The 22673-nt window shown below is 71.0% G+C and carries 10 protein-coding genes, 1 tRNA gene and 5 pseudogenes; 7 read left to right on the forward strand and 9 right to left on the reverse strand.

Translation table 11 applies throughout. The features are described from left to right. Nucleotides 1-90 precede the first annotated feature (90 nt). Nucleotides 91-164, reverse strand: a tRNA-Pro gene (locus BLV72_RS04645). 270 nt (nt 165-434) lie between these two features. On the opposite strand from BLV72_RS04645, the pseudogene BLV72_RS49630 reads away from it, so the two are divergent. Both BLV72_RS49630 and BLV72_RS48700 read left to right on the forward strand, forming a co-directional pair. Continuing rightward, nucleotides 435-669 (forward strand): annotated as a pseudogene (locus tag BLV72_RS49630) (transketolase); the annotation flags it as partial. After that, nucleotides 646-1366: pseudogene (locus tag BLV72_RS48700) on the forward strand (transketolase C-terminal domain-containing protein); the annotation flags it as partial. The pseudogenes BLV72_RS49630 and BLV72_RS48700, both read left to right, overlap by 24 nt. A 35-nt stretch (nt 1367-1401) precedes the next feature. Here the strand turns inward: BLV72_RS48700 and BLV72_RS04660 are convergent. Then, complete coding sequence (locus tag BLV72_RS04660) at nt 1402-2352, reverse strand: alpha/beta fold hydrolase (RefSeq protein WP_093460481.1); 951 nt, start codon at nt 2350-2352, stop codon at nt 1402-1404. 277 nt (nt 2353-2629) lie between these two features. Here BLV72_RS04660 and BLV72_RS04665 point away from each other — a divergent pair, with 277 nt between their 5' ends. Continuing rightward, nucleotides 2630-5923 carry an amidohydrolase family protein gene (locus tag BLV72_RS04665; protein WP_093460483.1) on the forward strand — a complete coding sequence of 1098 codons (3294 nt, stop codon included), beginning with the start codon at nt 2630-2632 and terminating at the stop codon, nt 5921-5923. A gap of 99 nt (nt 5924-6022) precedes the next feature. Here the strand turns inward: BLV72_RS04665 and BLV72_RS49635 are convergent, their stop codons facing one another. From BLV72_RS49635 to BLV72_RS04690, 6 genes and pseudogenes are all read right to left on the reverse strand, one after another. After that, nucleotides 6023-6919, reverse strand: coding sequence for a Vgb family protein (locus BLV72_RS49635; RefSeq protein ID WP_244321368.1), 897 nt, complete (start codon nt 6917-6919; stop codon nt 6023-6025). A 33-nt stretch (nt 6920-6952) separates the two neighbouring features. After that, nucleotides 6953-7543, reverse strand: a pseudogene (locus BLV72_RS49640) (alpha/beta hydrolase); the annotation flags it as partial. 283 nt (nt 7544-7826) lie between these two features. Beyond that, nucleotides 7827-8564 carry a helical backbone metal receptor gene (locus BLV72_RS04675; RefSeq protein WP_093460485.1) on the reverse strand — a complete coding sequence of 246 codons (738 nt, stop codon included), beginning with the start codon at nt 8562-8564 and terminating at the stop codon, nt 7827-7829. 107 nt (nt 8565-8671) lie between these two features. Beyond that, nucleotides 8672-10285, reverse strand: coding sequence for a TROVE domain-containing protein (locus BLV72_RS04680; RefSeq protein WP_093460487.1), 1614 nt, complete (start codon nt 10283-10285; stop codon nt 8672-8674). Nucleotides 10286-10706: 421 nt separating this feature from the next. Continuing rightward, nucleotides 10707-13325: an ABC transporter permease/substrate binding protein gene (locus BLV72_RS04685; RefSeq protein WP_093460488.1), complete on the reverse strand. Its 2619-nt coding sequence runs from the start codon at nt 13323-13325 to the stop codon at nt 10707-10709. Further along, a pseudogene (locus tag BLV72_RS04690) lies at nt 13318-14465 on the reverse strand (quaternary amine ABC transporter ATP-binding protein). Before BLV72_RS04690 ends, BLV72_RS04685 begins: the two are co-directional and overlap by 8 nt. Nucleotides 14466-14698: 233 nt before the next feature. Here BLV72_RS04690 and BLV72_RS04695 point away from each other — a divergent pair. The 4 genes and pseudogenes from BLV72_RS04695 (at nt 14699) to BLV72_RS51010 (ending at nt 19744) form a co-directional block, all read left to right on the forward strand. Further along, complete coding sequence (locus BLV72_RS04695) at nt 14699-15610, forward strand: 5'-3' exonuclease (RefSeq protein WP_093470152.1); 912 nt, start codon at nt 14699-14701, stop codon at nt 15608-15610. A 46-nt stretch (nt 15611-15656) separates the two neighbouring features. Continuing rightward, a pseudogene (locus tag BLV72_RS04700) lies at nt 15657-16536 on the forward strand (siderophore-interacting protein). Between the two features lie 507 nt (nt 16537-17043). Beyond that, a complete protein-coding gene (locus BLV72_RS04705; RefSeq protein ID WP_167746317.1) occupies nt 17044-17826 on the forward strand; it encodes an IPT/TIG domain-containing protein in 783 nt (260 codons plus the stop codon). 157 nt (nt 17827-17983) lie between these two features. Further along, nucleotides 17984-19744, forward strand: a complete 1761-nt coding sequence (locus tag BLV72_RS51010) for an IPT/TIG domain-containing protein (RefSeq protein WP_093460490.1) — start codon at nt 17984-17986, stop codon at nt 19742-19744. A gap of 39 nt (nt 19745-19783) precedes the next feature. On the opposite strand, the gene BLV72_RS04715 is transcribed toward BLV72_RS51010, so the two are convergent. Further along, on the reverse strand, nt 19784-22606 hold the full coding sequence (locus tag BLV72_RS04715; RefSeq protein ID WP_093460491.1) for a DEAD/DEAH box helicase: 2823 nt from the start codon (nt 22604-22606) through the stop codon (nt 19784-19786). Nucleotides 22607-22673 lie beyond the last annotated feature (67 nt).

Below are 22673 nucleotides of genomic sequence, written 5' to 3' on the forward strand. Positions count from 1 at the left end.
GGTGAGCGGCGTGCTCGACCTCGACGCCGGAATCGGGAGCGCGAAAAGAGGGCCCTCACAGGTGTTGACCTGCGAAGACCCTCTGCACCGTCGGGACGACAGGATTTGAACCTGCGACCCCTTGACCCCCAGTCAAGTGCGCTACCAAGCTGCGCCACGTCCCGGTGCTCGTTCGGCTTGGGCTTTCCCCTCGCCGACCGCGCATGAAGAACAATACCGCACCTCAGGGGGTGGCTGCTGCCACCCCTGGGTGAAGATCGGGGAGTCCGGCGGGATCAGCTGGGTGTTCGCTCAGCGGGATGGGGTGGTTGCCCAGCGTAACCGGGCGGGGGCTGTGGGCTGCGGCGTTGGTGGGGAGGGTGGGGGTTTGACCTGAAGTATGGTTTAAGCCCCCCATGGTCGGACTATGCCTCACCGACGTTCGCACCGGCTGCAGCAATCACGAGGCGATCGCCTATGCGGGGGGCCGTGGGGCTGGAGCGGCTGCACACGGTCGTTGTCGACAAAGCCTCCGCCACCCATGGCCGGCCCGGGGGCATCGCCGCGCGCTTCGAGGCCGCGGGATGGTTCACGGCGACCGTGGACGGGCGTGATCACCAGGCGCTGTACGAGGCGCACACCGAACCGCACCCGGGGCGGCCGCATGCCGTCGCGGCCCGGGCGCATCCCGACCGGGTGATCAATGTCGGCATCCGCTAGCAGCTGCTGGTGGGCGTCGGCGGTGGACTGACCCTGACCGGGATACGGCCGATTCTGCACACCTTCGCCAGCTTTCTGGTCGAGCGGCCCTTTGAGCAGGTCAAGCTGGACTTCGGGCATCAGGGCGTGAGCGGGGTGCTGGTGGACACGCTCGACGGCTGGACCGTCCATGTGCCCGGCCATCCGGACGAGGCCGAGACCCTGCTGCGGGACGCGGCCGCGGCCGGTGACGACTTGGTGTACGTACGGCTGTCGGCGCATTCAACTCCGCCCCGCGGGACATCGTCCCCGGCCGCTTCCTGACCGTACGGGAGGGGCGCGGCGGCGTGGTGATCGCGGTCGGGCCGATGCTCGACAGCGTGCTCACGGCCGTGAAGGGGCTGGATGCGACCGTGTTGTACGCCACTACGGTGCGGCCCTTTGATGCGCGGACGCTGCACGCTGGTGCGGGGGCGGCAGGCGATGTCGTGCTGGTCGAGCCGTATCTCGCGGGCACGTCGACCGCCGCCGTCAACGACGCGCTCGCCGACCGTCCGCATCGGGTGGCTCGGCCTGGGGCATCCCCCGGCGCGAGCTGTGCCGCTACGGCGCGATCGACGAGCATCTCGCGGGTCAGGGGCTGGACCCGGCGTCGTTGCGCGAGCGGATTTCCGGCTTCCTGCGCTGAGGCGGTGGCTCCGCCGGGGCCGGGCGGCCCGCGGTTCAGAGGTGCTTTTCCAGCCAGGTCAGCAGGTCCTGCTGGACCTCGTCCCGGTTGGTCTCGTTGAGGATCTCGTGCCGGGCCCCCTGGTATCCCTTCCAGCTCAGCTCCCGCGTGCCGCCGTAGCGGAAGTCCTCCAGGAGTTCGTAGACGAGCGTCATCCCCTGGTTGCACGGGTCCTCGGTGCCGACCGCCAGATGCACCGGCAGCGCGGCCGGGATACGGGCCTGGTGGCGCGGGTCGTTGATCTTACGGACGCCATGGACCCAGTCCAGGGACAGCCCGGCGCTGAACGCGAAGCCGCACCGCTCGTCCGCCGCGTACGCGGCCACCTCCGCGGGGTCGCGCGAGAGCCACTCGAAGCCCGTTCGGTCCTGAAGGGACTCGTACGGGTCGTTGAACGAGGCGAAGAGGGTCGGGGTGAAGGTGGACGGGGCGGTCCGGCCCCGTTCCGCGATCTCCTGGGCGATGCCCTCCAGCGCCGCCTCGGTCTCGGTCCCCGGGAGGGAGCGGAAGGTCCCGGAGAGGATCAGCCCGGCCAGTTCCTCGCCGTACTCCTGGGCGCAGTCGCGGGCCAGCATCGAACCCATGCTGTGGCCGAGCAGGACCAGCGGCACACGGGGGTGCGCGGCCCGGACGCGGTCGCCGACGGCACGCAGGTCCGAGACGATCGCCCGCCAGCTGTCGCCCTCCTCGCCCACGACGCCGAAGCCGCCCGTCGACTCGGCGGTGACTCCGTGGCCGCGATGGTCCGAGGCGACCGCCGCATAGCCCTGCGCGGCGAGGAAGCGTGCGAACCGGTCGTAGCGCCGGGCGTGTTCGGCGGCGCCATGCGCGATCTGGACGATCGCGCGCGGGGCGCCGTTCTCCGGCAGCCAGGTGTAGGTCGCGACCCGCACACCGTCGGGCCTGGGCAGATGGTCGGTGCGGTGGGTGATACCGCCTTCTGGCATGCCGTCTCATCTCCTGGTGCTCATCGATCTGGTGCTCATCGATTTGGTGCTGGTCGGTCTGTGCGAGTCGGACTGTGCGAGTCGGTCTGGTGGGTCGGGTGTGAATCCGTCTGGCGCGCGGGGGTGCGGGCGGAAGCCCACTCTCCCTTTGCCGGGCCCGCAAGCCAAGGGCATCGACGCGCTCTTGTCCTCCGGGGCGTGGGGGGTGTAACGATCAAGGGCTTGGTACCGCGTATCGACTCCTGACCCATGCAACTCCCTTGCTCCAGGAGGACCGTTGGACACGCACGACGCTTCGCTCTCCCCCGCCTCCGCCGCTGCCGCCGCCCTGTCGCGGCGGCGCTTTCTGCAGGCAGCCGCCGCGGGCACCGCCGCCGCCACCGCGGCCACCCTGCCCTTCGAGACGGCCGCCGCCGCACCGGCCCGGCCGGGCTCGCTCTCCTTCACCGCCGCCACCAACGGCGCCGCGACCCTCTCTCCGTCCGGCGACCGCATGATCGCCGAGGTTCAGAACGTCCTGTGGTCGGTCGCCCGTAAGGGTGGCGAGGCCATATCGCTCACACCGGCCGATCTGGAGCCCACCCGGCCGGTCTACTCCCCCGATGGAAAGCTGCTGGCCGTCTGCGCCTACCGGGGCGGCGGATTCCATATCTGGACGCTGCACCCCGACGGTTCCGGTTTGCGGCAGCGAACGGATGGCCCGTGGGACGACCGCGGTCCGGCCTGGTCGCCCGACGGCACCCGGATCGCCTTCGCCTCCGAGCGCGGCGGCGACCCCGTGGCGGGCAGCCCGTACCGGATCTGGGTGCTGGAGGTGGCCAGCGGTGAGCTCGCCCGGCTCACGGGCGTGGACGGCCAGGACGGGCCGCTCCAGGACGGCGCCTGGGAGGACTTCGACCCCACCTGGTCCGCGGACGGCGAGCGGGTGCTGTTCGTGCGCGGCGCACTCGCCGGGACGACGCTGAACGCCCGTACGGTCGCCTCCGTACGGGCCGACGGCACCGGGTCGGTCACGGCCGAGCACACCGATCCCACCGCCGGCGCCCAGGTGATGACGCCGTCCGTGTCGGCTGAGGGCCATCTCGCCTATCTGCGGACCACGGCCGCTCCCGCCGCCTCCTGCACGCTGGTCGTGGCCGGCGAGCCGGTGGCGATCACGGGGGATGTGCAGCCCGTGCCGCCCCGTTGGGTGTCGCGGGACGAGCTGCTGCTCACCGTCGACGGACGGTTCCGGGTGTTCCGGGTGTCCCCGGCGGTACGGTCCGGCACGGCCGGAGCCGGTGAGGAATCCGACCGTAAGGACATCGCGTACGAGGAGATCCCCTTCTCCGCCACCCTCCCGGTGAACCGGCCCCGGTATCGCGTCAAGCGGTACGACTTCGACGGTGGCGGGGTGCGGCCGGTGCGCGGGCTGCATCTGCCCGCGCTCTCTCCTGACGGCCGTAAGGTGGCCTTCGCCGCCCTCAACTCCCTCTGGGTCGCCGATGTCTCCGGCGGCCGCGCCCCGCGCCGGGTCGTACGGGCGGCCCCCACCCGGTATCTGCTGGCCCCCACCTGGACGCCCGACGGGCGCGCCCTGGTGTACGCCGACGACCGCGATGGGCTGCTGGCCGCGCGCCGCCGGGACCTCGCCTCGGGCGAGGAGACCGTGCTGGCCTCCGGCGGCAGGGTGCATCCGGCGCTCTCCCCCGACGGCAAGCGGCTCGCCTGTGTCGATATGTCGGGAAACCTGGTTCTGCGCGATCTCGACGCCGGTACGGAACGGGTGCTCGCCGCGCCGATGGGCGCCGGCGGACTGCCCGGCCGGCCGAGCTGGTCGCCCGACGGGCGCTATGTCGCCCTGTGCGATCGCAACCGACTGAACCAGCGGTTCCGCGAGGGCTACAACCTGATCCGGGTGATCGACACCGGCACCGGTACGGCCAGGCAGCATGCCGTCGCACCGCACACCTCCCTCTCCGACCGCTATGACTCCGGACCGGTCTGGTCCCCCGATGGCCGCCATATGGCGCTCATCGTCGAGTCCGCCCTGTGGCTGCTGCCGGTGAGGGCGGACGGCACCCCCGACGGCGCGCCGCGCCGGCTGACCGACGAGGCCGCCGACCATCCCTCCTGGTCCGGCGACTCCCGCCACGTCCTGTATCTGTCGGCGGGCCGACTGCGGCTGCTGGACGTCGAGCGCGGCACCGCCCGGACGGTGCGCGTCCCACTGGACCACCGGCGGCCGCGCCCCGCGGACACCGTCGTCCACGCCGGACGGTTGTGGGACGGCACCGGAGGCGAGGGCGGTGGCGCCGGTCATGACGGCCGTAAGGGCGGCACGGTCCGCGAGGACGTGGACATCGTGGTGCGCGGCGGACGCATCGCGGCCGTGGAGGCCCACCGGGCCGGGCGGCCCGCGAAGCGGCGCGTCGACGCCTCCGAACGCACCGTCATCCCAGGGCTGTGGGACGCTCACACCCACCCCTGGCAGTACACCTATGGCGGCCGCCAGACCGCCCTGCAGCTCGCCTACGGCATCACCACCGCGGTCTCCCTCGGCGGCTTCGCCTATGAGCAGGCGCGCCTCAGGGAGGCCGTCGCGGCGGGCGCCCTGGCCGGGCCGCGGCTGCTGGCCACCGGCGAGTTGCTGGACGGGCCGCGCGTCGCGTACAGCATGGGCCGGGCGCATCGCACCCGGGACGGTCTGCGGCGCTCTTTGGAGCGCGGTGCCGCGCTCGACTGGGACTTCGTCAAGACGTATGTACGCGCGCCCGGATGGATCATGGAGGAGGCGGCCCGGTTCGCGCATGAGCGGCTCGGTGTGCGCACCGGCAGCCATCTGTGCTCACCGGGCATACAGCTCGGACAGGACCTGACGACGCATCTGCAGGCCACCCAGCGGCTGGAGTACGGCCACGCCACGACGGCGTCCGGGCACTCCCAGCAGGACGTCACGGAGATCTACACCGCGACCTCCGACTTCCGGCTCATCGCCACGCCGTTCACGGCCTCGCCCCTGGTGGGCGCGGACCCCTCGCTGGCGGAGGACGAGCGGGTCACCCGTCTGATGCCGCCGTGGGACACCGCGCTCGTACGGCAGCTCGCCGGGACACCCCCGACGTCGGATCAACTGACCACGCTGGGCACCGAGATCGGGGTCTACCGGCGGATTCTGGCCGAGGGCGGGGTGGTGGCCCTGGGGACGGACCAGCCGCTGGTGCCGGTGGGCCTCCATCTGCATCTGGCCCTGCGCGCCCTGCACCGGTACGGGCTGTCGCCGCAGGAGGCGCTGCGGACGGCGACCATCCTGCCGGCGCGGGCCTTCGGTGCCGATCGCGATCTGGGGACCCTGGAGGTCGGGAAGCTGGCGGATCTGACGGTCGTGGACGGCGATCCCTTCACGGACTTCGACACGCTGGTACGGACGGTGTCGGTGCTGCGGGGCGGGGTGCCGTACGAGCAGCGCGAGCTGGTCGAGTCCTTCCCGGGGGCCGGTCCCGCGGCGGCACCGCACGGGCGGTCGGCGGATGAGTGGCTGGAGGTGGGGCGGCTGTTGCGGCGCGACTCCTGCTGCTCTGTGGAGGGCTGAGGGTGCTGAAGCGGGTGGGGCGGGGGCTCCGGTCCCCGGCCCACCCCCCGCCTGGTTCCGGCGCGCGGTCTCGGGGATCGGAGCCGGGGGCCGAGACCGTCACCGGGGGACGTCGAGCCTGGCCAGGGAGCCCGTTTCCAGGGCGCACCACAGCGCGCCGTCGTACGGGGCGATGCCGTGCGGTTCGCAGTCGGCTCGGGGCAGGTCGTACGCCGTGATCCGGCCGTCGGTGGTGATGCGTCCGACCCCGCCGCGGCCCCATTCGGTGAACCACAGCGCCCCGTCGGGGCCAGGGGTGATGGCGTGCGGCCGCGCCTCGCGGTCGGGGAGCGGGTACTCGGTGACGGTGCCGTCCACCGCGATGCGGCCGATCTGCCCCGCGCCGATCTCGGTGAACCACAGGGCGCCGTCCGGCCCTTGGGCGATGCCCACCGGCGCGGCGGTCTCGGTCGGCAGGGGGTGGACGGTCGTCAGGCCGTCCATGGTGATCCGGCCGATGGCGTTGCCCTGGTTGAGGGTGCACCACATCGCGCCGTCGGGACCCGCCGCCAGGGCGGACGGGAAGGCTCCGGGCGCGGGGTACTCGGTGATGTCGCCGTCCATGGTGATCCGCCCGATGCGGTCGGTGCCCGACAGCGTGAACCACATGGCCCCGTCCGGGCCCGCGGCGATCCCGAACGGGCCGCCGTCGGCGGTCGGCGGTCCGTAGGAGGAGGCCGTGCCGTCGACAGTGATCCGGCCGATGCGGTGGGTGCCGTACTCGGTGAACCACAGAGCGCCGTCGGGCCCTTGGGCGATCACCGTCGGCTTGGCGCCCACGGGGTGGACGGTGATCCTGCCGTCCGCGTCCCTGCGGCCGATCGCGCCCTGGTGGACCAGGGTGAACCACAGGGCGCCGTCGGGGCCTCCGGTGAGCGCGTAGGGCCCCGCGTCCGGCTCGCTGACGGTGAAGACGCGGACCGGGTCGGCGAGCCACCGCCCGATCCGGTCCAGCAGCACCTCGCCCTGCTCGGACAGGTGGAAGGCGTGCGGCATGTCCGCGTACTCCTCCAGGCGCACGCTCACCCCGGCGGCGTCGGCCGCCTCGGCGAAGCGGCGGGCGTCGTCCAGGAGCACCTCGTCCGCGCCGACGGCGATCAGCAGCGGCGGCAGCCCGCGCGGATCCCCGTACAGCGGCGACTGCGGGGCCTGGTCGGCGGGCGCGCCGGCCAGGTACTGGGCGCGTATGGAGTCGAGCGCGGCCCGGCTCATGACGTCCTTACCGTCGTTGGCGGCGAGCGACGCACCGGTAAGGGCGAAGTCGGTGACGGGTGAGACCACGACCGCGGCACCGGGCCGCGGACCGCCGGTCCGCCCGATCTCCAGCAGGGCGGACAGCACCAGCGTGGCCCCGGCCGACTCACCGGCGAATACGACCTCGGCGGCGGGGACACCCTCGTCCAGCACGCTTCGCCAGGCGGCCAGAACGTCCTCGAGCGCCCCGGGATAGGGGTGTTCGGGCGCCAATCGGTAGTCCACCCGCAGGGCGGGGCGTCCGGTGGCCTTCGACAGCCGATAGGCCATCACCCGCTCGGCCTCGGGCATGGTGTGGGCGAACCCGCCGCCGTGCACATAGATCACCGCGCCGCCCCGGGCGCCGGGCGCGCGGACCCAGTCGCCGCGTACCTCGGCGTCGTCCGGGAGCGGGGCGGCGATCAGCGCGTCTGCGCGGTCGCGGACCGCTCGGGCCGCCTCGGGCGTCGTGGGAACGGCGATGACGTTCAGCAAGGGTCCTCCGTCGTGGGGTGGTCCGGACTCGCGGGGGTCGAGATCAACTCCCGTAGGGAAAATTACTCTGCGCGACCAGCGCGAGGAGGCCCTGGCCGTGGCCCTCGGCCGTACACGCTCGGACGTGAGTCCGCCGTCAGCGCGCCGCCGCCAACGCGGCCGTAAGGGCGGCGGGCGCCTCCGCCAGCGAGGGGCCGTACCAGGTGAGGTGACGGCCGCTGACCAGGGCCGCCGGGATGCCGGGAAACGCCTCGGGGCCGTCGTCCGCCGTGAAGCGGTACGGCTCGTCGGGCAGCACCACCAGATCCGCGTTCCGCGCCGTCAACTCCTCGATCGGGATGCGGGGATAGCGCTCGGGATGCGCGCTGTAGAGGTGCCGTACGCCCAGCCGGGCCAGGACATCACCGGCGAAGGTGTCCCGGCCCAGCACCATCCACGGACGCCGCCACACCGGTACGACGGCCTGCCGTGCCGGGCCACTGGCCGTTACGTCCGCCCAGGCGGCCTCGGCCGCGTCCAGCCAGCCGGGCCGGGCCAGTCCGCAGCCGCGCACCAGGACCCGCTCCAGCTCGGTGAACGCCTGGTCCAGGGTGCGTACTTCGGTCACCAGGACCTGGAGACCGGCGGCGCGCAGCGCGGCGAGGTCGGAGGGGCGGTTCTCCTCCTCGTTCGCGACCACGAGATCCGGTGCGAGGGCGGCGATCCGGGCGGTGTCGGGGTTCTTGGTGCCGCCGATGCGCTCCGCCGCGAGGCCGGGCGGATGGGTGCACCAGTCGGTCACTCCGGCCAGCAGCTCCGGCGCGGTGGCGGCGACGGCCTCGGTGAGCGAGGGGACGAGGGACACCACGCTTCGTACGGGGGTGCGAGAGCTCATCGCTCCACCGTACGGCGCGACCGGCCTCGCGGTTCGGCCATGCCGGACACGAGCCGTAAGGCCCCCGCATGAGCCGTGAGTGGGGATGCCACTCGTGACGCCTCCACCTACGCCGCCTCCCCCAGTTGCTCCCACGGCCAGGCGACCCGGCCGCCGCGGTCGCCCTCCGACAGCAGCCCGACCATCGTGAACAGCTTGTCGCTGAAGCCGCCGATCTCGTACCGGTTCGGCCGGCCGGTGTCGATGGACGTGGCGGCGTAGCCGGTGGTGTTGACGCCGAACACCGGCACCCGCGCCGGAACGGCCTCCGAGACCGGCATGGACCGGCCGCCGCGCGCATCGGCGAACGCCTGCAGATCCGAGACGATCACCACCCGGTCGTGGCCGCGGTAGGCCGCCCGCAGCGCCGCCCCCGTCTCCGTGCCATGCCCGACCTCGCCGATCCGCGCGCAGAATCCCTCGATGTCGCGGAGTACCGAACCACCCGGGGTCAGCCGGTGGCCGAAGTGCCCGGAGGCGAAGCCGACCAGGTCCACCTGGCAGCCGCGGTGTGCGAGCGCGACCCCGAAGAGCGCGCCGATGTCCACATGGCGCACCTGGGAGCGGCCCGAGACCGGCGCCTGCATGGAGCCGGAGGTGTCCACGAGCACCAGGGTGCGGCCCGGCAGCGCCGGGACGGCCGCCGTGGCCGCGGTCAGCGCCCGGTCCAGGGCGTGGCCCCAGCGCAGCGACGGCGCGGCCCGGTACGCGGACAGGAAGCGGTACGGGAACTGGCGGGAGCGGGCCACCTCCGCCGGGTCGGCCAGCCGTGCCGCGATCCGTTCGGCGACCACGTCCGGCAGCCCGGCCTCGTCGAGGTTGCGCAGATTGCGCAGCAGCGCCATGTAGCCCATCGAGGGCAGCACGGCCTGCCAGGCCACCGCGTCCATCGGCCCCTGCAGCCAGCCCGCGAGCGCCTCCCAGGTCATCCCGGCGGTGCGGAGCGCTTCGGCGGCGTCCGGCCGCTCCAGCACGGCGCGCCGCTCCCACTGCGGCAGGACGGTCAGCCGGGCGCGGGCGCGCAGGGTGCGCAGCGAGACCGGGGGCGCGGCGTCCCGGTGGTGGCGGCGGTCGATGGCGTGCCGGAACAGCTCGCTCTGCCACGGCTTTTCGGGATCCGGGGCGGCGTGCACCAGCTCCAGGACGTCGGCGAAGCGGAAGCCGTGGCTTTCGGTGTCGTGCTTGAGCAGCGAGCGCTCGGTGTAGAGGCGGCGGGCGGCGTCGGCGAGGCCGCGCTTGACCGGCTTGGGCAGCGCGCGGCCGTGGTGGGCGGTCCAGTAGGCGAGGAACTCACCGGGCTCGTCGGCGCGCAGACACGCGGCGTCGACGATGCGGCGGTTGCCGCCGTGCAGCCCGGCCGCGAGACGTGCCGCGACGGCCTCGGCGGCGGCGACCAGCGACGCGGTGCGCATCTGGGCCTCGCCGCGCAACCAGGTGATGAAGCGCGCGGTCCAGTCGGCGTCCTCGACGGCGACGGTGCGGACGAGGGTGCGGAAGCGGTCGTCGCGGTCGCCGGAGGACTCGTAGAAGGTCTGCTCGCCGACCATGTTCACCACGGCCAGGAGCACCAGTTCGGACCTGCTGTCGCGGGTGACGGCGGCGCCGCCCTCGTAGGTGGTCGTCGTGGCCGTGGTGGTCGTCGTGGCCGTGGTGCGCCGGATGGCGCGGTTGAACTTCGTCATGCGGTCATGCCTCTCCCCCGAGTGGGCATAGGAGGGAGGCGGCGCACCGGAGTGTCGGCAGCGCCTGAGGTCGAAAGTGGGCGGCGGACTGCTCTGGGAATGGAAGTAACCGCGGCCCGCGCACCAGGCGCTCCGATGCCGTGCGCGCGCCTCCCGAGATCAAAGTCGACGACGGTACGTTTCCCACCCCGCGTCGGCGGGGTGTTTCAGGAATCGAACCCAAATCGACCGAAGTAACCGTCGTCTTCGCACCGGGAGGTGCGTTCACGGATACGACAGTAGGGGGCCGGTTCCTTCGCCGTCATCCGGTTTTCTCCGCCCGGAGGACCGCGGACCACAACACCGCGGCCCGGAGCGGGTGCTCCGGGCCGCGGTGTGTGCGTGGGGTCCGCCGTGGGTCAGCAGACCACCTGGTGGCAGGTCAGGAAGCCACCGGCGCCATCTTGTCGACGATGCCGGGGTGGGCGTCCATCCACTTCTGGACGCCCTTCTCCTCGTTGCCCTTACCGGCGTCCTGGATCGACGCCTCCAGGCTCGCGAGTTCCTTCTCGGTCATGTGCCACTTCTTCAGCCACCCGTTGAACTCGGGGAACTTCTTCGGGAAGGACTTGTTGGCGAGCGTGTGGAGCTGGTTGCTGGCCCCGAACGCCTGCTTCGGGTCGGCGAGCTTGGTCAGCTTGTACTTGCTGTAGGCCCAGTGCGGGGTCCACAGGACGACCGCGACCGGCTCCTTCTTGGCGTACGAGCGCTCCAGCTCGGCCAGCATCGCCGGCGAGGAGCCGTCACTGACCTTGTACTCCTTGTCCAGGCCGTACTGCTTGAGCACCTGGCCCTTCAGGAGCTTCATCTCGCCGGTCCCGGGCTCGATACCGACGATCTTGCCGCCGAAGGTGCCGGACTTCCCCTTGAGGTCGGCGAGCGACTTCACGTCCTTGACGTAGGACGGCACCGCGATCTCCAGGGAGGTCTTGTCGTACCACGACCCGACGTCGACCAGGTTCTTCTTGTATCTGTCCCAATACTGCTTCTGGGCGACCGGTAGCCAGCCGTCGAACTCGACATCTACCTGTCCGGTGCTCATACCGGTGAACATCGAGCCGACGTCGTACTGCTTGATCTCCGGCTTGTAGCCACGCCGCTCGAGGACGTTCTTCCACAGGTAGGTGGTGGCGATGTCCTCGTCCCACGGGAAGTAGCCGATCATCGGCGCGGCTCCGGCGTCCTTGCCCTTCTGCTCGCCGCCGGGCACCGGGGCCAGCTTGTTGACCAGGCTCGGGTTCTTCTTGAGCCAGGCGCGCACGCCCTCCTGCTCCTTGCCCTTACCGGCGTCCTGGATCGCCGCCTCCAGGCTGGTGAGCTGCTTCTCGTCCAGCTTGAAGTCCTTGATCCACTTGGCGACCTGCGGATTGTCCTTGGAGAAGCCCTTGCGCGCGAGGGAGTCGATGCGGTCGCCCTTGCCGAAGGCGCCCTTGGGGTCCTTCAGCTTGACGAGGTCGTACTTGCTGTACGCCCAGTGCGGGGACCACAGGGTGACCGCGATCGGCTCCTTCTTGGCGTAGGAGCGGTCCAGCTGGGAGAGCATGGCCGCGGTGGAGCCCTTGACCAGGGAGAAGTTCTTGTTCAGGCCGTAGCCCGGCATGACCTTGTCCTGCATCAGCTTCATCTCACCGGCACCGGGCTCGATGCCGACGATCTTCTTCTTGAAGGTGCTGGACTTCTTCTCGAGGTCCTCCAGGGTCTTGACGCCCTTGACATACGAGGGCACCGCGACCTCCAGGGAGGTGGGGCCGTACCAGGAGCCGAGGTTCTCCAGCTTGCTCTTGTACTTCGCCCAGTACGAGGCGTGCGTGGTGGGCAGCCAGGAGTCCGTCTCGAAGTCGATGTTGCCCGCGGCCATACCGGTGTACAGCGCGCCGACGTCGTACGACTGGACCTTGGGCTTGAAGCCGCGCTGCTCCAGGAGCTCCTTCCACAGGAAGGTGGAGGCGACGCCCTCGTCCCAGTTGATGTAGCCGATGTTGACCGACTGGCCCTTGCCGACGTTGGCGGAGACCTCGGGTCCCTTTTCGTCGCTGCCGAACATGCTCATGCCGCCGGCGACGAGTGCCAGGACGACGACGCCGACCATGGCGACGGAGGTCGCCGGACGCCAGTGCAGCACCTTGAGGCCGCTGAGCGCCTTGGCCTTCTCCTTGGCCAGCGCACGGCGGGCCAGCGGGGAGACACGCTGATTGAGCGCGCTGGTCATCCGGTCCAGGTACATGGCCAGGATGACCACCGCGATACCGCCCTCGAAGCCCATGGCGACGTCGACGGAGCTGATCGCCTGGAAGACGGTGGAGCCCAGGCCCTCGGCGCCGACCATGCCGGCGATGACGACCATGGACAGCGCCAGCATGATCACCTGGTTGACGCCCGCCATGATGGTGGGCAGGGCCAGCGGGAGCTGGACGCGCAGGAGGGTACGGCGCGGATGGGTGCCGAAGGCGTCGGCCGCCTCGACCAGCTCCGCATCCACCTGCCGGATGCCCAGTTCCGTCATGCGGACGCCCGGGGGCATCGAGAAGATGACGGTGGCGACGACGCCGGGGACCACCCCGAGGCCGAAGAAGAAGATGCCGGGGATCAGGTAGACGAAGGCGGGCATCGTCTGCATGAAGTCCAGCACCGGACGGATCACGGCGCTCACCGCGCGGTTGCGCGAGGCCCAGATGCCCAGCGGCACCGCGAACACGATGGTGATCACACCGGCGACCAGCACCAGTGCGAGGGTGTTCATCGCCTCGCCCCACAACTCGATCGAGTCGATGAGGGCGAATCCCAGGAAGGCGAGCACGGCGGGCAGCAGTCCGCGCAGCCACCAGGCGAGCAGCGCCAGGATGCCCGCGAACAGCAGCGGCTCGGGGCCGCTGAGCACGGTGTTCAGCCCGTCGTACATGCCCTGCACGACGCTGGAGATGAAGTCGAAGAGCCAGCTCAGATTGTCTCGGAGCCAGTTGACGCCGGAGTTGATCCAGTCGCCGAGCTGAAGCCTAGGCACCGGTGATCACCTTCTTGGCGGCCTCGGGCGCGTCCGGGGTGTCACCGGCCGGCGGCTGTGCGCCGTCGGGTCCGGCGTCCGGCTCGCCGAGGACGGCGAGCAGCCGGGCGCGGGTGACGACGCCGACGAGCGCACCGTCGTCGTCGGTGACGGCGACCGCGACCCCGCTGCGCGAACAGGGCCGGAACAGCTCGATGATCGGCGTGGACTCGGGGACGGTGGCGGGGCGGCCGCCAGCACGTCCTGCTCGGTACGGAGCGTGGTCCCGTCGTCGGTCTTGCTGCCCAGCGCCTCGCTCGGTTCGGCCATGATCGCGCCGGCGGTGAGCACCCGGCTGCGGTCGACGTCCTGGGTGAAGGAGGCGACGTAGTCGTTGGCCGGGGTGACCAGGATGTCCTCGGCGGTGCCGATCTGGACGATCTGGCCGTCGCGCATCACGGCGATACGGTCGCCGAGCCGCATGGCCTCGTTCAGGTCGTGGGTGATGAAGACGATGGTCTTCTTGAGCCGCTTCTGCAGCTGGAGCAGCTGGTCCTGCATATCGCGCCGGATCAGCGGGTCGAGCGCGCTGAAGGACTCGTCCATCAGCAGCATGTCGGCGTCGGTGGCCAGGGCGCGGGCCAGCCCGACGCGCTGCTGCATACCACCGGAGAGCTCATCGGGCCAGGACTTCTCCCAGCCGGCCAGGCCCACCATCTCCAGCGCCTCGGTGGCGCGCCGGACGCGCTCCTCGCGCGGCACACCCTGCACCTCGAGGCCGTAGGCGGCGTTCTCCAGCACGCTGCGGTGCGGGAAGAGGGCGAAGTGCTGGAAGACCATGCTGATCTTGCGGGACCGCACCTCGCGCAGGTCCTTGGGGCTGAGCACGGTCAGATCGTCGTCGTCGAAGAGCACGCGTCCCGCGGTCGGCTCCAGCAGCCCGTTCAGCATGCGCAGCAGCGTGGACTTACCGGATCCGGACAGACCCATGACGACGAAGATCTGACCCTCCTCGACGGTGAAGGAGGCATCGATGACCGCTGCTGTCGTCCCGCTCGCGCGGAGCTCTTCACGGTCCGCGCCGCTCTCGAGCCGCGCCACCGCCTCATCGGGTCGTCTGCCGAACACCTTGTACAGGCGTTCGGCTCGCAATGTGGCCACATGTACCTCTCAGATCGCACCAAAAAACGACCCGCCACCCCCGCCGGCGGGTCGTGGAGCGGCACGGCATCGGACCGCGGACCGCCGCAATAGTTGAAGTACTGAACGGGTTCGCTCCGGGGGCGCGCCTGCCCTGATCGGTTTGGCGTAAACCAAACGGTGATCCACATCACATTATCCCAGGAGTTGTGTCCGTCGGGTAGTGCATGATCGGGGGTGTGACGCGACGCCTGATGCTCCTCGACACCGCCTCCCTCTACTTCCGAGCCTATTTCGGAGTGCCGGATTCGGTCCGGGCCCCCGACGGCACGCCGGTGAACGCCGTGCGCGGGCTCCTCGACTTCATCGCCCGGCTCGTCCAGGACCACCGCCCGGACGACCTGGTGGCCTGCATGGACTTCGACTGGCGCCCGGCCTGGCGGGTCGCGCTGATCCCCACCTACAAGGCCCACCGGGTCGCCGAGGAGGCCCCGGAGGGCGCCGGGGTGGACCAGGAGGAGGTGCCGGACACCCTCTCCCCGCAGGTCCCGGTGATCGACGAGGTGCTCGACGCGATCGGCATCGCGCGGGTGGGCGCCGCGGACTACGAGGCCGACGATGTGATCGGCACGCTCACGGGCCGGGCGAGCGGCCCGGTCGACATCGTCACCGGCGACCGCGATCTGTTCCAGCTGGTGGACGACGAGCGCGGGGTGCGGGTGCTCTACCCCGTCAAGGGCGTGGGCACCCTGCAGCTGATCGACGAGTCCTACGTACGCGAGAAGTACGGGGTCGACGGCCGGGGGTACGTGGATCTGGCGCTGCTGCGCGGCGACCCCAGCGACGGGCTGCCGGGGGTGCCCGGCGTCGGCGAGAAGACCGCCGCCAAGCTGCTGGCCGCTTACGGCGACCTGGCCGGGATCATGGCCGCCATCGACGACCCCGCCGCCAAGCTGACCCCCACCCAGCGCAAGCGGCTGGCCGAGGCGCGGCCGTATGTCGAGGTCGCCCCGAAGGTGGTGCGGGTGGCCTCGGATGTGGCGCTGCCGGCCTTCGACCCGGCGCTGCCGCGGTCACCGCGCGACCCCGGCGCCGTGGACGCGCTGGCGGAACGGTGGGGATTGGGCGGATCTTTGCGCAGATTGCTGTCCACTCTCGAGGGCTGAGCTGTTAGGTTAGGTATACCTAACTCTAGTTGATCAGGGAGGTGCCATGGCGGACCGTCCGGCCCGTAAGACGCGCACGCCGCATCGCGCACAGGTGGTGCGCACCGACCGGCTGACCCCGCACATGGTGCGGGTCGTCCTGGGCGGCGACGGCCTCGCCGGCTTCCACGCGGGCGAGTGGACCGATCACTACATCAAGCTGCTCTTCCCGACCGGGAGCGCCACCTATCCCGAGCCGTTCGACCTGGAGCGGATCCGCGCCGAGTTCCCGCGCGAGCAGTGGCCGGTCACGCGGACGTACACGGTCCGGGCCTGGGATCCGGCGGCCCGCGAGCTGACGGTGGACTTCGTGACCCATGGCGACGAGGGGCTGGCCGGGCCGTGGGCCTCGCGGGTCCAGCCGGGCGAGGAGATCCACTTCATGGGCCCAGGCGGCGCCTACGCCCGGGCGCCCAGGCCGACTGGCATCTGCTCGCGGGGGACGAGAGCGCGCTGCCCGCGATCGCCGCCGCGCTGGAGCGGCTCACCGACAGCCGGGCGGGCGGCGCGGCCGCGGTGCCGGTGCACGCGTTCATCGAGGTGGCGGACGAGGCGGAGGAACTGAAGCTCACCGTGCCCGAGGGGCCCGGGTGAGCTGGCTGCACCGGGGCGCCGCACCGGTCGGCGAGGCGCTGGTGGCGGCCGTCCGGGGGCTGGGGTTCCCGCCCGGGCAGGTGCACGCCTTCGTCCACGGCGAGGCGGGCTTCGTGAAGGAGATCCGCCGCCATCTGCGCCTCGAGCACCAGATCCCGCGCGAGTGGCTGTCCATCTCCGGTTACTGGCGGCGCGGCCATGACGAGGACGGCTGGCAGGCCTCGAAGCGCGAGTGGAACCAGCAGGTCGAGGCGGAGCAGGAGAAGTCGGGGCCCGAGGAGGCCGCGGCGTAGCGGACGCGACGCGCAGGACCATCAGGCCCCGGCCGGGAGCATCCGGCCGGGGCCCTTGTGTGTTCCGGCCTCAGCGGCACGGCAGAGTACCGGCGTCGATCCGGCGGCGGAGAGCGCACTCCGGCTCACTGGAGATGACGGCGAAGCCTTGACATATGGTCACATGAGCTCCGCTCACGCCTTTTTCGCACCTTCCGCACTTATCGCTCTTTTGGTTCACTCACATCGAGCGAGAGTTCCGGCACCGCAGTAGATCTCGGCGCCGACCAGTTCTCTGCACGGCTCGCCCTACTGCGGCCCGCACCCAGGTACGAGTCACTCTCAATTTCGCCATCACCGGTCATGCCGTCTCCGCCGAAGGCCGTGGCATCCCGGGCCCGTGGGGTCCATCTCCCTCCCACCCCTCTGCACAGCGGAACCCGGTGCGGTCAACGGTCGCGTTGCCCATCCCTCCCGCTCCCGGCACACCCACACACCACAGCAAGACGATCAAAGAGGAGAAAGCTCATGCCCATCACCTCCCTCACCCCCAGCCAGGGCACGGTCGGCACTACCGTCAGCATCAACGGCACGGCACTGGGCACCACCGTCTCGGTGAACTTCGGCGGCGCCGTCGTCAGCCCCGCATCGGTCACCAACACCCTGGTCACCTTCGTGGTTCCCGCCAGCGCGCCGTGCTCGGGTCAGGTCTCGGTCAGCACCAACCTGTCGAACGGGACCAGGACGAACTCGGTGCCGTTCTTCGTCATCGTGAGGCCGACGACCACGGGGCTGAGCGACACATGCCTGCCCGCCGCCGGTGGTGCGGTCACGGTCTTCGGCAGCGGCTTCGCCTCCGGCGGCACCGTCAACGTGGGCGCCCTCACCCCAGTCGCGTTCGCCGCCGGCGGCAGCAACACCCAGGTCACCGTCACCGCCCCGGCCCACACCCCGGCCGGCTGCTTCGACACCCAGCAGGTCACGGTCACCACGCCCGGCGGCACGGGCACCGCGGGCACCGCCCTGATCGACTACTACAACGCGCCGGATCTGACCGCCGCCACACTGACCCCTGCCACGGGCCCGGCGGGAACCGAGACCACCATCTCCGACGCCGCCTGCCTCGTCGGCATCACCGACGTGACCTTCACCGACTCGGCGGCCACCGCCTTCGCGGGCCTGCCCTACACGCCCATCGACGAAACCTCCATCGTCACCGCGGTGCCCGCCGCGGCGGCCGCGGGCGCCGGAGCCTTCACGGTCACCACATGTGGTGGCACATCCGGCCCCGCCGCCTTCACGGTCACCTGATCCACCGACCGTGGCCGGGTGGGAACGACACCCCGCACGGTCCCCGCTCGGGTCAACGCCGCATGGCACACGCTGAGCGCCGATCCCCCGCGCCCTGGCCGACAGCCGCCGGCCAGGGCGCGGTCGTCCTCATGGCACAAGAAGGAGAACGAGCAACATGGCTCCCGTAGTGACCAGCGTGACTCCCTCTCAGGGCAATCCATCGGGGGGCACCCCCGTCACGATCAACGGTTCCGGTTTCACCGGCGCCACCGTGGTCAGGTTCGGCTCCAACCTGGCCACCAATGTGGTCGTCGTGAGCAGTACGCAGATCACTGCCAGAACGCCGGCGGGAAGCGGCACGGTGAAGGTGACCGTCACGGCACCGACCGGGACCAGCACCCAGAACGTGTTCTTCACCTATACGACGGTCGCGGCTCCGGTGCTCACCTCGCTCAGTCCGGCCTCGGGCCCGAGCTCCGGCGGCAATACGGTCACCATCACCGGCACCGACCTCACCGGCGCCACCCAAGTCCTCTTCGGCGCAACCCCCGCCACCATCCTCACCAACACCCCCACCCAAATCACCGCCACCGCCCCCGCAGGCACCGGCACCACCAACGTCACCGTCACCACCCCAAACGGCACCAGCAACCCCCTCCCCTACACCTACACCACCACCCCCGCACCCACCATCACCACCCTCAACCCCACCTCAGGACCCACCTCAGGCGGCAACACCATCACCATCACCGGCACCAACCTCACCGGCGCCACCCAAGTCCTCTTCGGCGCAACCCCCGCCACCATCCTCACCAACACCCCCACCCAAATCACCGCCACCGCCCCCGCAGGCACCGGCACCACCAACGTCACCGTCACCACCCCAAACGGCACCAGCAACCCCCTCCCCTACACCTACACCACCACCCCCGCACCCACCATCACCACCCTCAACCCCACCTCAGGACCCACCTCAGGCGGCAACACCATCACCATCACCGGCACCAACCTCACCGGCGCCACCCAAGTCCTCTTCGGCGCAACCCCCGCCACCATCCTCACCAACACCCCCACCCAAATCACCGCCACCGCCCCCGCAGGCACCGGCACCACCAACGTCACCGTCACCACCCCAAACGGCACCAGCAACCCCCTCCCCTACACCTACACCACCACCCCCGCACCCACCATCACCACCCTCAACCCCACCTCAGGACCCACCTCAGGCGGCAACACCATCACCATCACCGGCACCGGACTCTCGGGTGCCATCCAGGTGCTCTTCGGCGCCACCCCCGCCACCATCCTCACCAATACGCCCACCCAGATCACCGCCACGGCACCGGCGGGGCCACCGTCCGTGGTGAATGTGACCGTCACCACGGCGGGGGGCACCAGCAATCCGCTGCCGTATGTCTACGTCGCCGCCCCGGTCGTCATCAGTGTGAGCCCACAGTTCGGTTCGGACACCGGCGGTAACACCGTCACCATCATCGGCAGCAACCTGGCCCTGGCCAGCGCTGTCCACTTCGGCCCCAACCTCGCCACCGGCCTCACCGTGATCTCCGACAATCAGCTGACGGCGACCGCTCCCCCCGGAACCGGCACGGTCGTGGTCACCGTGACCACACCGGGCGGCACCAGCACGTTGGGCCCCGGGAGCCCGTACTACACCTACCTCGGCGCTCCGGTCATCACGTCGCTCATCCCCAACCAGGGCTCGGAGTTGGGCGGCGACTCCGTCACGATCAACGGCTCCAACCTCACGTACACCGACTCCGTGACCTTCGGCGGAACCCCGGCCTCCTTCAGCGTGCTCTCGGACGCCCTGGTCGTGGCGACGACGCCGGCCCACGCGGCCGGAACGGTCAATGTCCAGCTCCACACCCCCGCGGGCAACAGCAACACCCTCCCCTTCACCTACGATCCGGCCTGAGCCCGCCGAAGTGAGTGACCGGCTCAGCCGGCGACCGGCTCAGCCGACCGAGGAGTACGCCACGACCCCGCGCAGCAGCCCGTCGACCGCGCGGCGGGCGCTGCGCGCCACCGAGCCATCCGGGGCCGCCGCGGCGATCTGGCCGAGCACATCGATCAGTTGCTTGGTCCAGCGCACGAAGTCACCGGCGGGCATGTCGATTTCCCGCAGCACCTCGTCGAGCCCATGGCCGGACGCCCAGCGGTAGGCGGCCCAGGCGAAGCCCAGGTCCGGCTCGCGCTGACCGACGCCCTCCGCCTGGTTGATCTTGTGTTCCTCCTCGAGGGCGTCCAGCCGCCCCCATATGCGGACCATCTCGCCGAGCGCGTCCTTGGCCCGGCCCGGGGGCAGTTTGGGCGGCAGCGCGTCATCGGCCGTCCGCGCCTCGTAGACGAGCGCGGAGGCGCAGGCCGCGAGCTCGGCGGGGGGCAGCCCCTCCCAGACGCCCTCGCGCAGGCATTCGCTGGCCAGCAGGTCCAGCTCGCCGTACAGCCGCGCCAGCCGCTTCCCCACGTCCGTGACCTCGTCGCCGTGCAGATAGCCGAGCTCGCTCAGCAGGGAGCAGATCCGGTCGAAGGTGCGGGCGATGGTGTTCGTACGGCCCTCGATGCGCCGCTCCAGCTGCCGGGTGTCGCGCAGCAGCCGCTGGTAGCGCTCGCCCCAGCGGGCGTGGTCCTCGCGGTCGCTGCAGCCGTGGCAGGGGTGGGCGCGGATGGCCGCGCGCAGCCGGGCGATCTCGGTGTCGTCGGCGGCGGCCGAGCGCTCCTTGCGGCGGCGTCCCACATCGTGGTGACCGGCCTTGCTGCGCAGCGCGGATGCCAGATCGCGGCGGGACTGGGGGCTGCGCGGATTGAACGACTTGGGGATCCGCATCCGGTCCAGCGGCTCGACCGGGACGGGGAAGTCGATCGAGGCCAGCCGCTTGACCTGCCGCTCGGCGGTGAGCACCAGGGGCCGCGGCCCGTCGTGGTACTCCATGCCGCGGTGGCCGCCCACCCGCCCGGCGGGCAGCCCGGGGTCCAGCACCAGCGCGAGCCCGGCGAACTTGCCGGTGGGCACATGGATGACATCGCCCGGGCGGAGCTTCTCCAGGGCGACCGCGGCGGCCGCGCGCCGCTGGGCCGCGCCCTGCTTGGCCAGCTCGGTCTCGCGGTCCTTGAGCTCACGGCGCAGCCGCGCGTACTCGTCGAAGTCGCCGAGATGGCAGGTCATGGAGGCGCGGTAGCCCTCCAACCCCTCCTCGTTGCGCTGCACCTGACGGGAGATGCCGACGACCGCCTTGTCGGCCTGGAACTGCGCGAAGGAGGTCTCCAGCAGCTCGCGCGAGCGATGCCGCCCGAACTGGGAGACGAGGTTGACCGCCATGTTGTACGACGGCTTGAAGGAGGAGCGCAGCGGATACGTCCGGGTGCCGGCCAGCCCGGCGAGCGCCGCGGGGTCCATGGTGCGCTGCCACAGCACCACCGCATGGCCCTCGACATCGATACCGCGCCGCCCGGCCCGGCCGGTCAACTGGGTGTACTCACCGGGGGTGATGTCCGCGTGCTGCTCGCCGTTCCACTTGACGAGCTTCTCCAACACCACCGAACGGGCGGGCATGTTGATGCCGAGCGCGAGGGTCTCGGTGGCGAAGACGGCCTTGACCAGGCCGCGGACGAAGAGCTCCTCGACGACTTCCTTGAAGGTGGGGAGCATTCCGGCGTGGTGGGCCGCGATGCCCCGCTCCAGGCCCTCCAGCCATTCGAAGTACCCCAGCACATGGAGGTCTTCGTCGGGGATCCCGGCGGTGCGCTCCTCGACGAGGGCCCGCACCCGGGCGCGCGCCGCCTCGTCGTTGAGCCGCAGCCCCGCGTGGAGACACTGCTGGACGGCGGCCTGGCAGCCGGCCCGGCTGAAGATGAAGGTGATGGCGGGCAGCAGCCCCTCGGAGTCGAGCCGGTCGATCACCTCGGCCCGGCCGGGGGTCCAGATCCGGCTGCGCTGACGGCGCTCGCGCTCCCGGTCGGCCTCGCGCATGTTGCGGCCGCGGCGCTTGTCGCGGCCGAAGGTGGGGCGGCTGCTCTCCATCCGGGCCAGCCGGACGAGATCGGGGTTGACCTCGCGGCGCCCGCTCTGGTCGCCGTCCCGGCCGCTCTTCTCCTCGAACAGGTCGTACATCCGGCGCCCGGCCAGCACGTGCTGCCACAGCGGCACGGGGCGGTGCTCGGAGACGATGACCTCGGTGTCACCGCGGACGGTGTCGAGCCAGTCGCCGAACTCCTCGGCATTGGAAACCGTCGCGGAGAGTGACACCAGCGTCACCGACTCGGGGAGGTGGATGATGACCTCCTCCCAGACGGCGCCGCGGAACCGGTCGGAGAGATAGTGGACCTCGTCCATCACCACATGGCCGAGGCCGAGCAGCGACTGGGAGCCGGCATAGAGCATGTTCCGCAGCACCTCGGTGGTCATCACGACCACCGGGGCATCGGAATTGACGCTGTTGTCCCCGGTGAGAAGGCCGACCTTGTCGGCGCCGTAGCGCTTCACCAGGTCGGTGTACTTCTGGTTGGACAGCGCCTTGATGGGCGTGGTGTAGAAGCACTTGCGGCCCTGGGTCAGCGCCAGGTGGACGGCGAACTCGCCCACGATGGTCTTGCCCGAGCCGGTGGGGGCGGCGACCAGCACGCCCTTGCCGGACTCCAGGGCCTTGCACGCCTCGATCTGGAAGGGATCCAGCTCGAAGTCGTACATCTCGCGGAAGGGGGCCAGCGCGGTGGCCTGCTCGGCGGCCCGGGCGCGGGACGCCGCATAGCGCTCGGCGGGAGATAGCTCGTCGGTCATCGTATCTACGAGCCTACCGGCCACCTCCGACAGCGCACGCGATCTTTATCGGGGCTTTGTTCGGCCC

Source organism: Streptomyces melanosporofaciens (assembly GCF_900105695.1).
In the GTDB taxonomy this organism is placed as follows: Bacteria; Actinomycetota; Actinomycetes; order Streptomycetales; family Streptomycetaceae; genus Streptomyces; species Streptomyces antimycoticus.

Coding starts and splice junctions, on each gene's coding strand:
- BLV72_RS04695 (WP_093470152.1), top strand. CDS start 14,699: ATGCTCCTCGACACCGCCTCCCTCTACTTCCGAGCCTATTTCGGAGTG.
- BLV72_RS04660 (WP_093460481.1), bottom strand. CDS start 2,352: ATGCCAGAAGGCGGTATCACCCACCGCACCGACCATCTGCCCAGGCCC.
- BLV72_RS04680 (WP_093460487.1), bottom strand. CDS start 10,285: ATGACGAAGTTCAACCGCGCCATCCGGCGCACCACGGCCACGACGACC.
- BLV72_RS04705 (WP_167746317.1), top strand. CDS start 17,044: ATGCCCATCACCTCCCTCACCCCCAGCCAGGGCACGGTCGGCACTACC.
- BLV72_RS51010 (WP_093460490.1), top strand. CDS start 17,984: ATGGCTCCCGTAGTGACCAGCGTGACTCCCTCTCAGGGCAATCCATCG.
- BLV72_RS04675 (WP_093460485.1), bottom strand. CDS start 8,564: ATGAGCTCTCGCACCCCCGTACGAAGCGTGGTGTCCCTCGTCCCCTCG.
- BLV72_RS04715 (WP_093460491.1), bottom strand. CDS start 22,606: ATGACCGACGAGCTATCTCCCGCCGAGCGCTATGCGGCGTCCCGCGCC.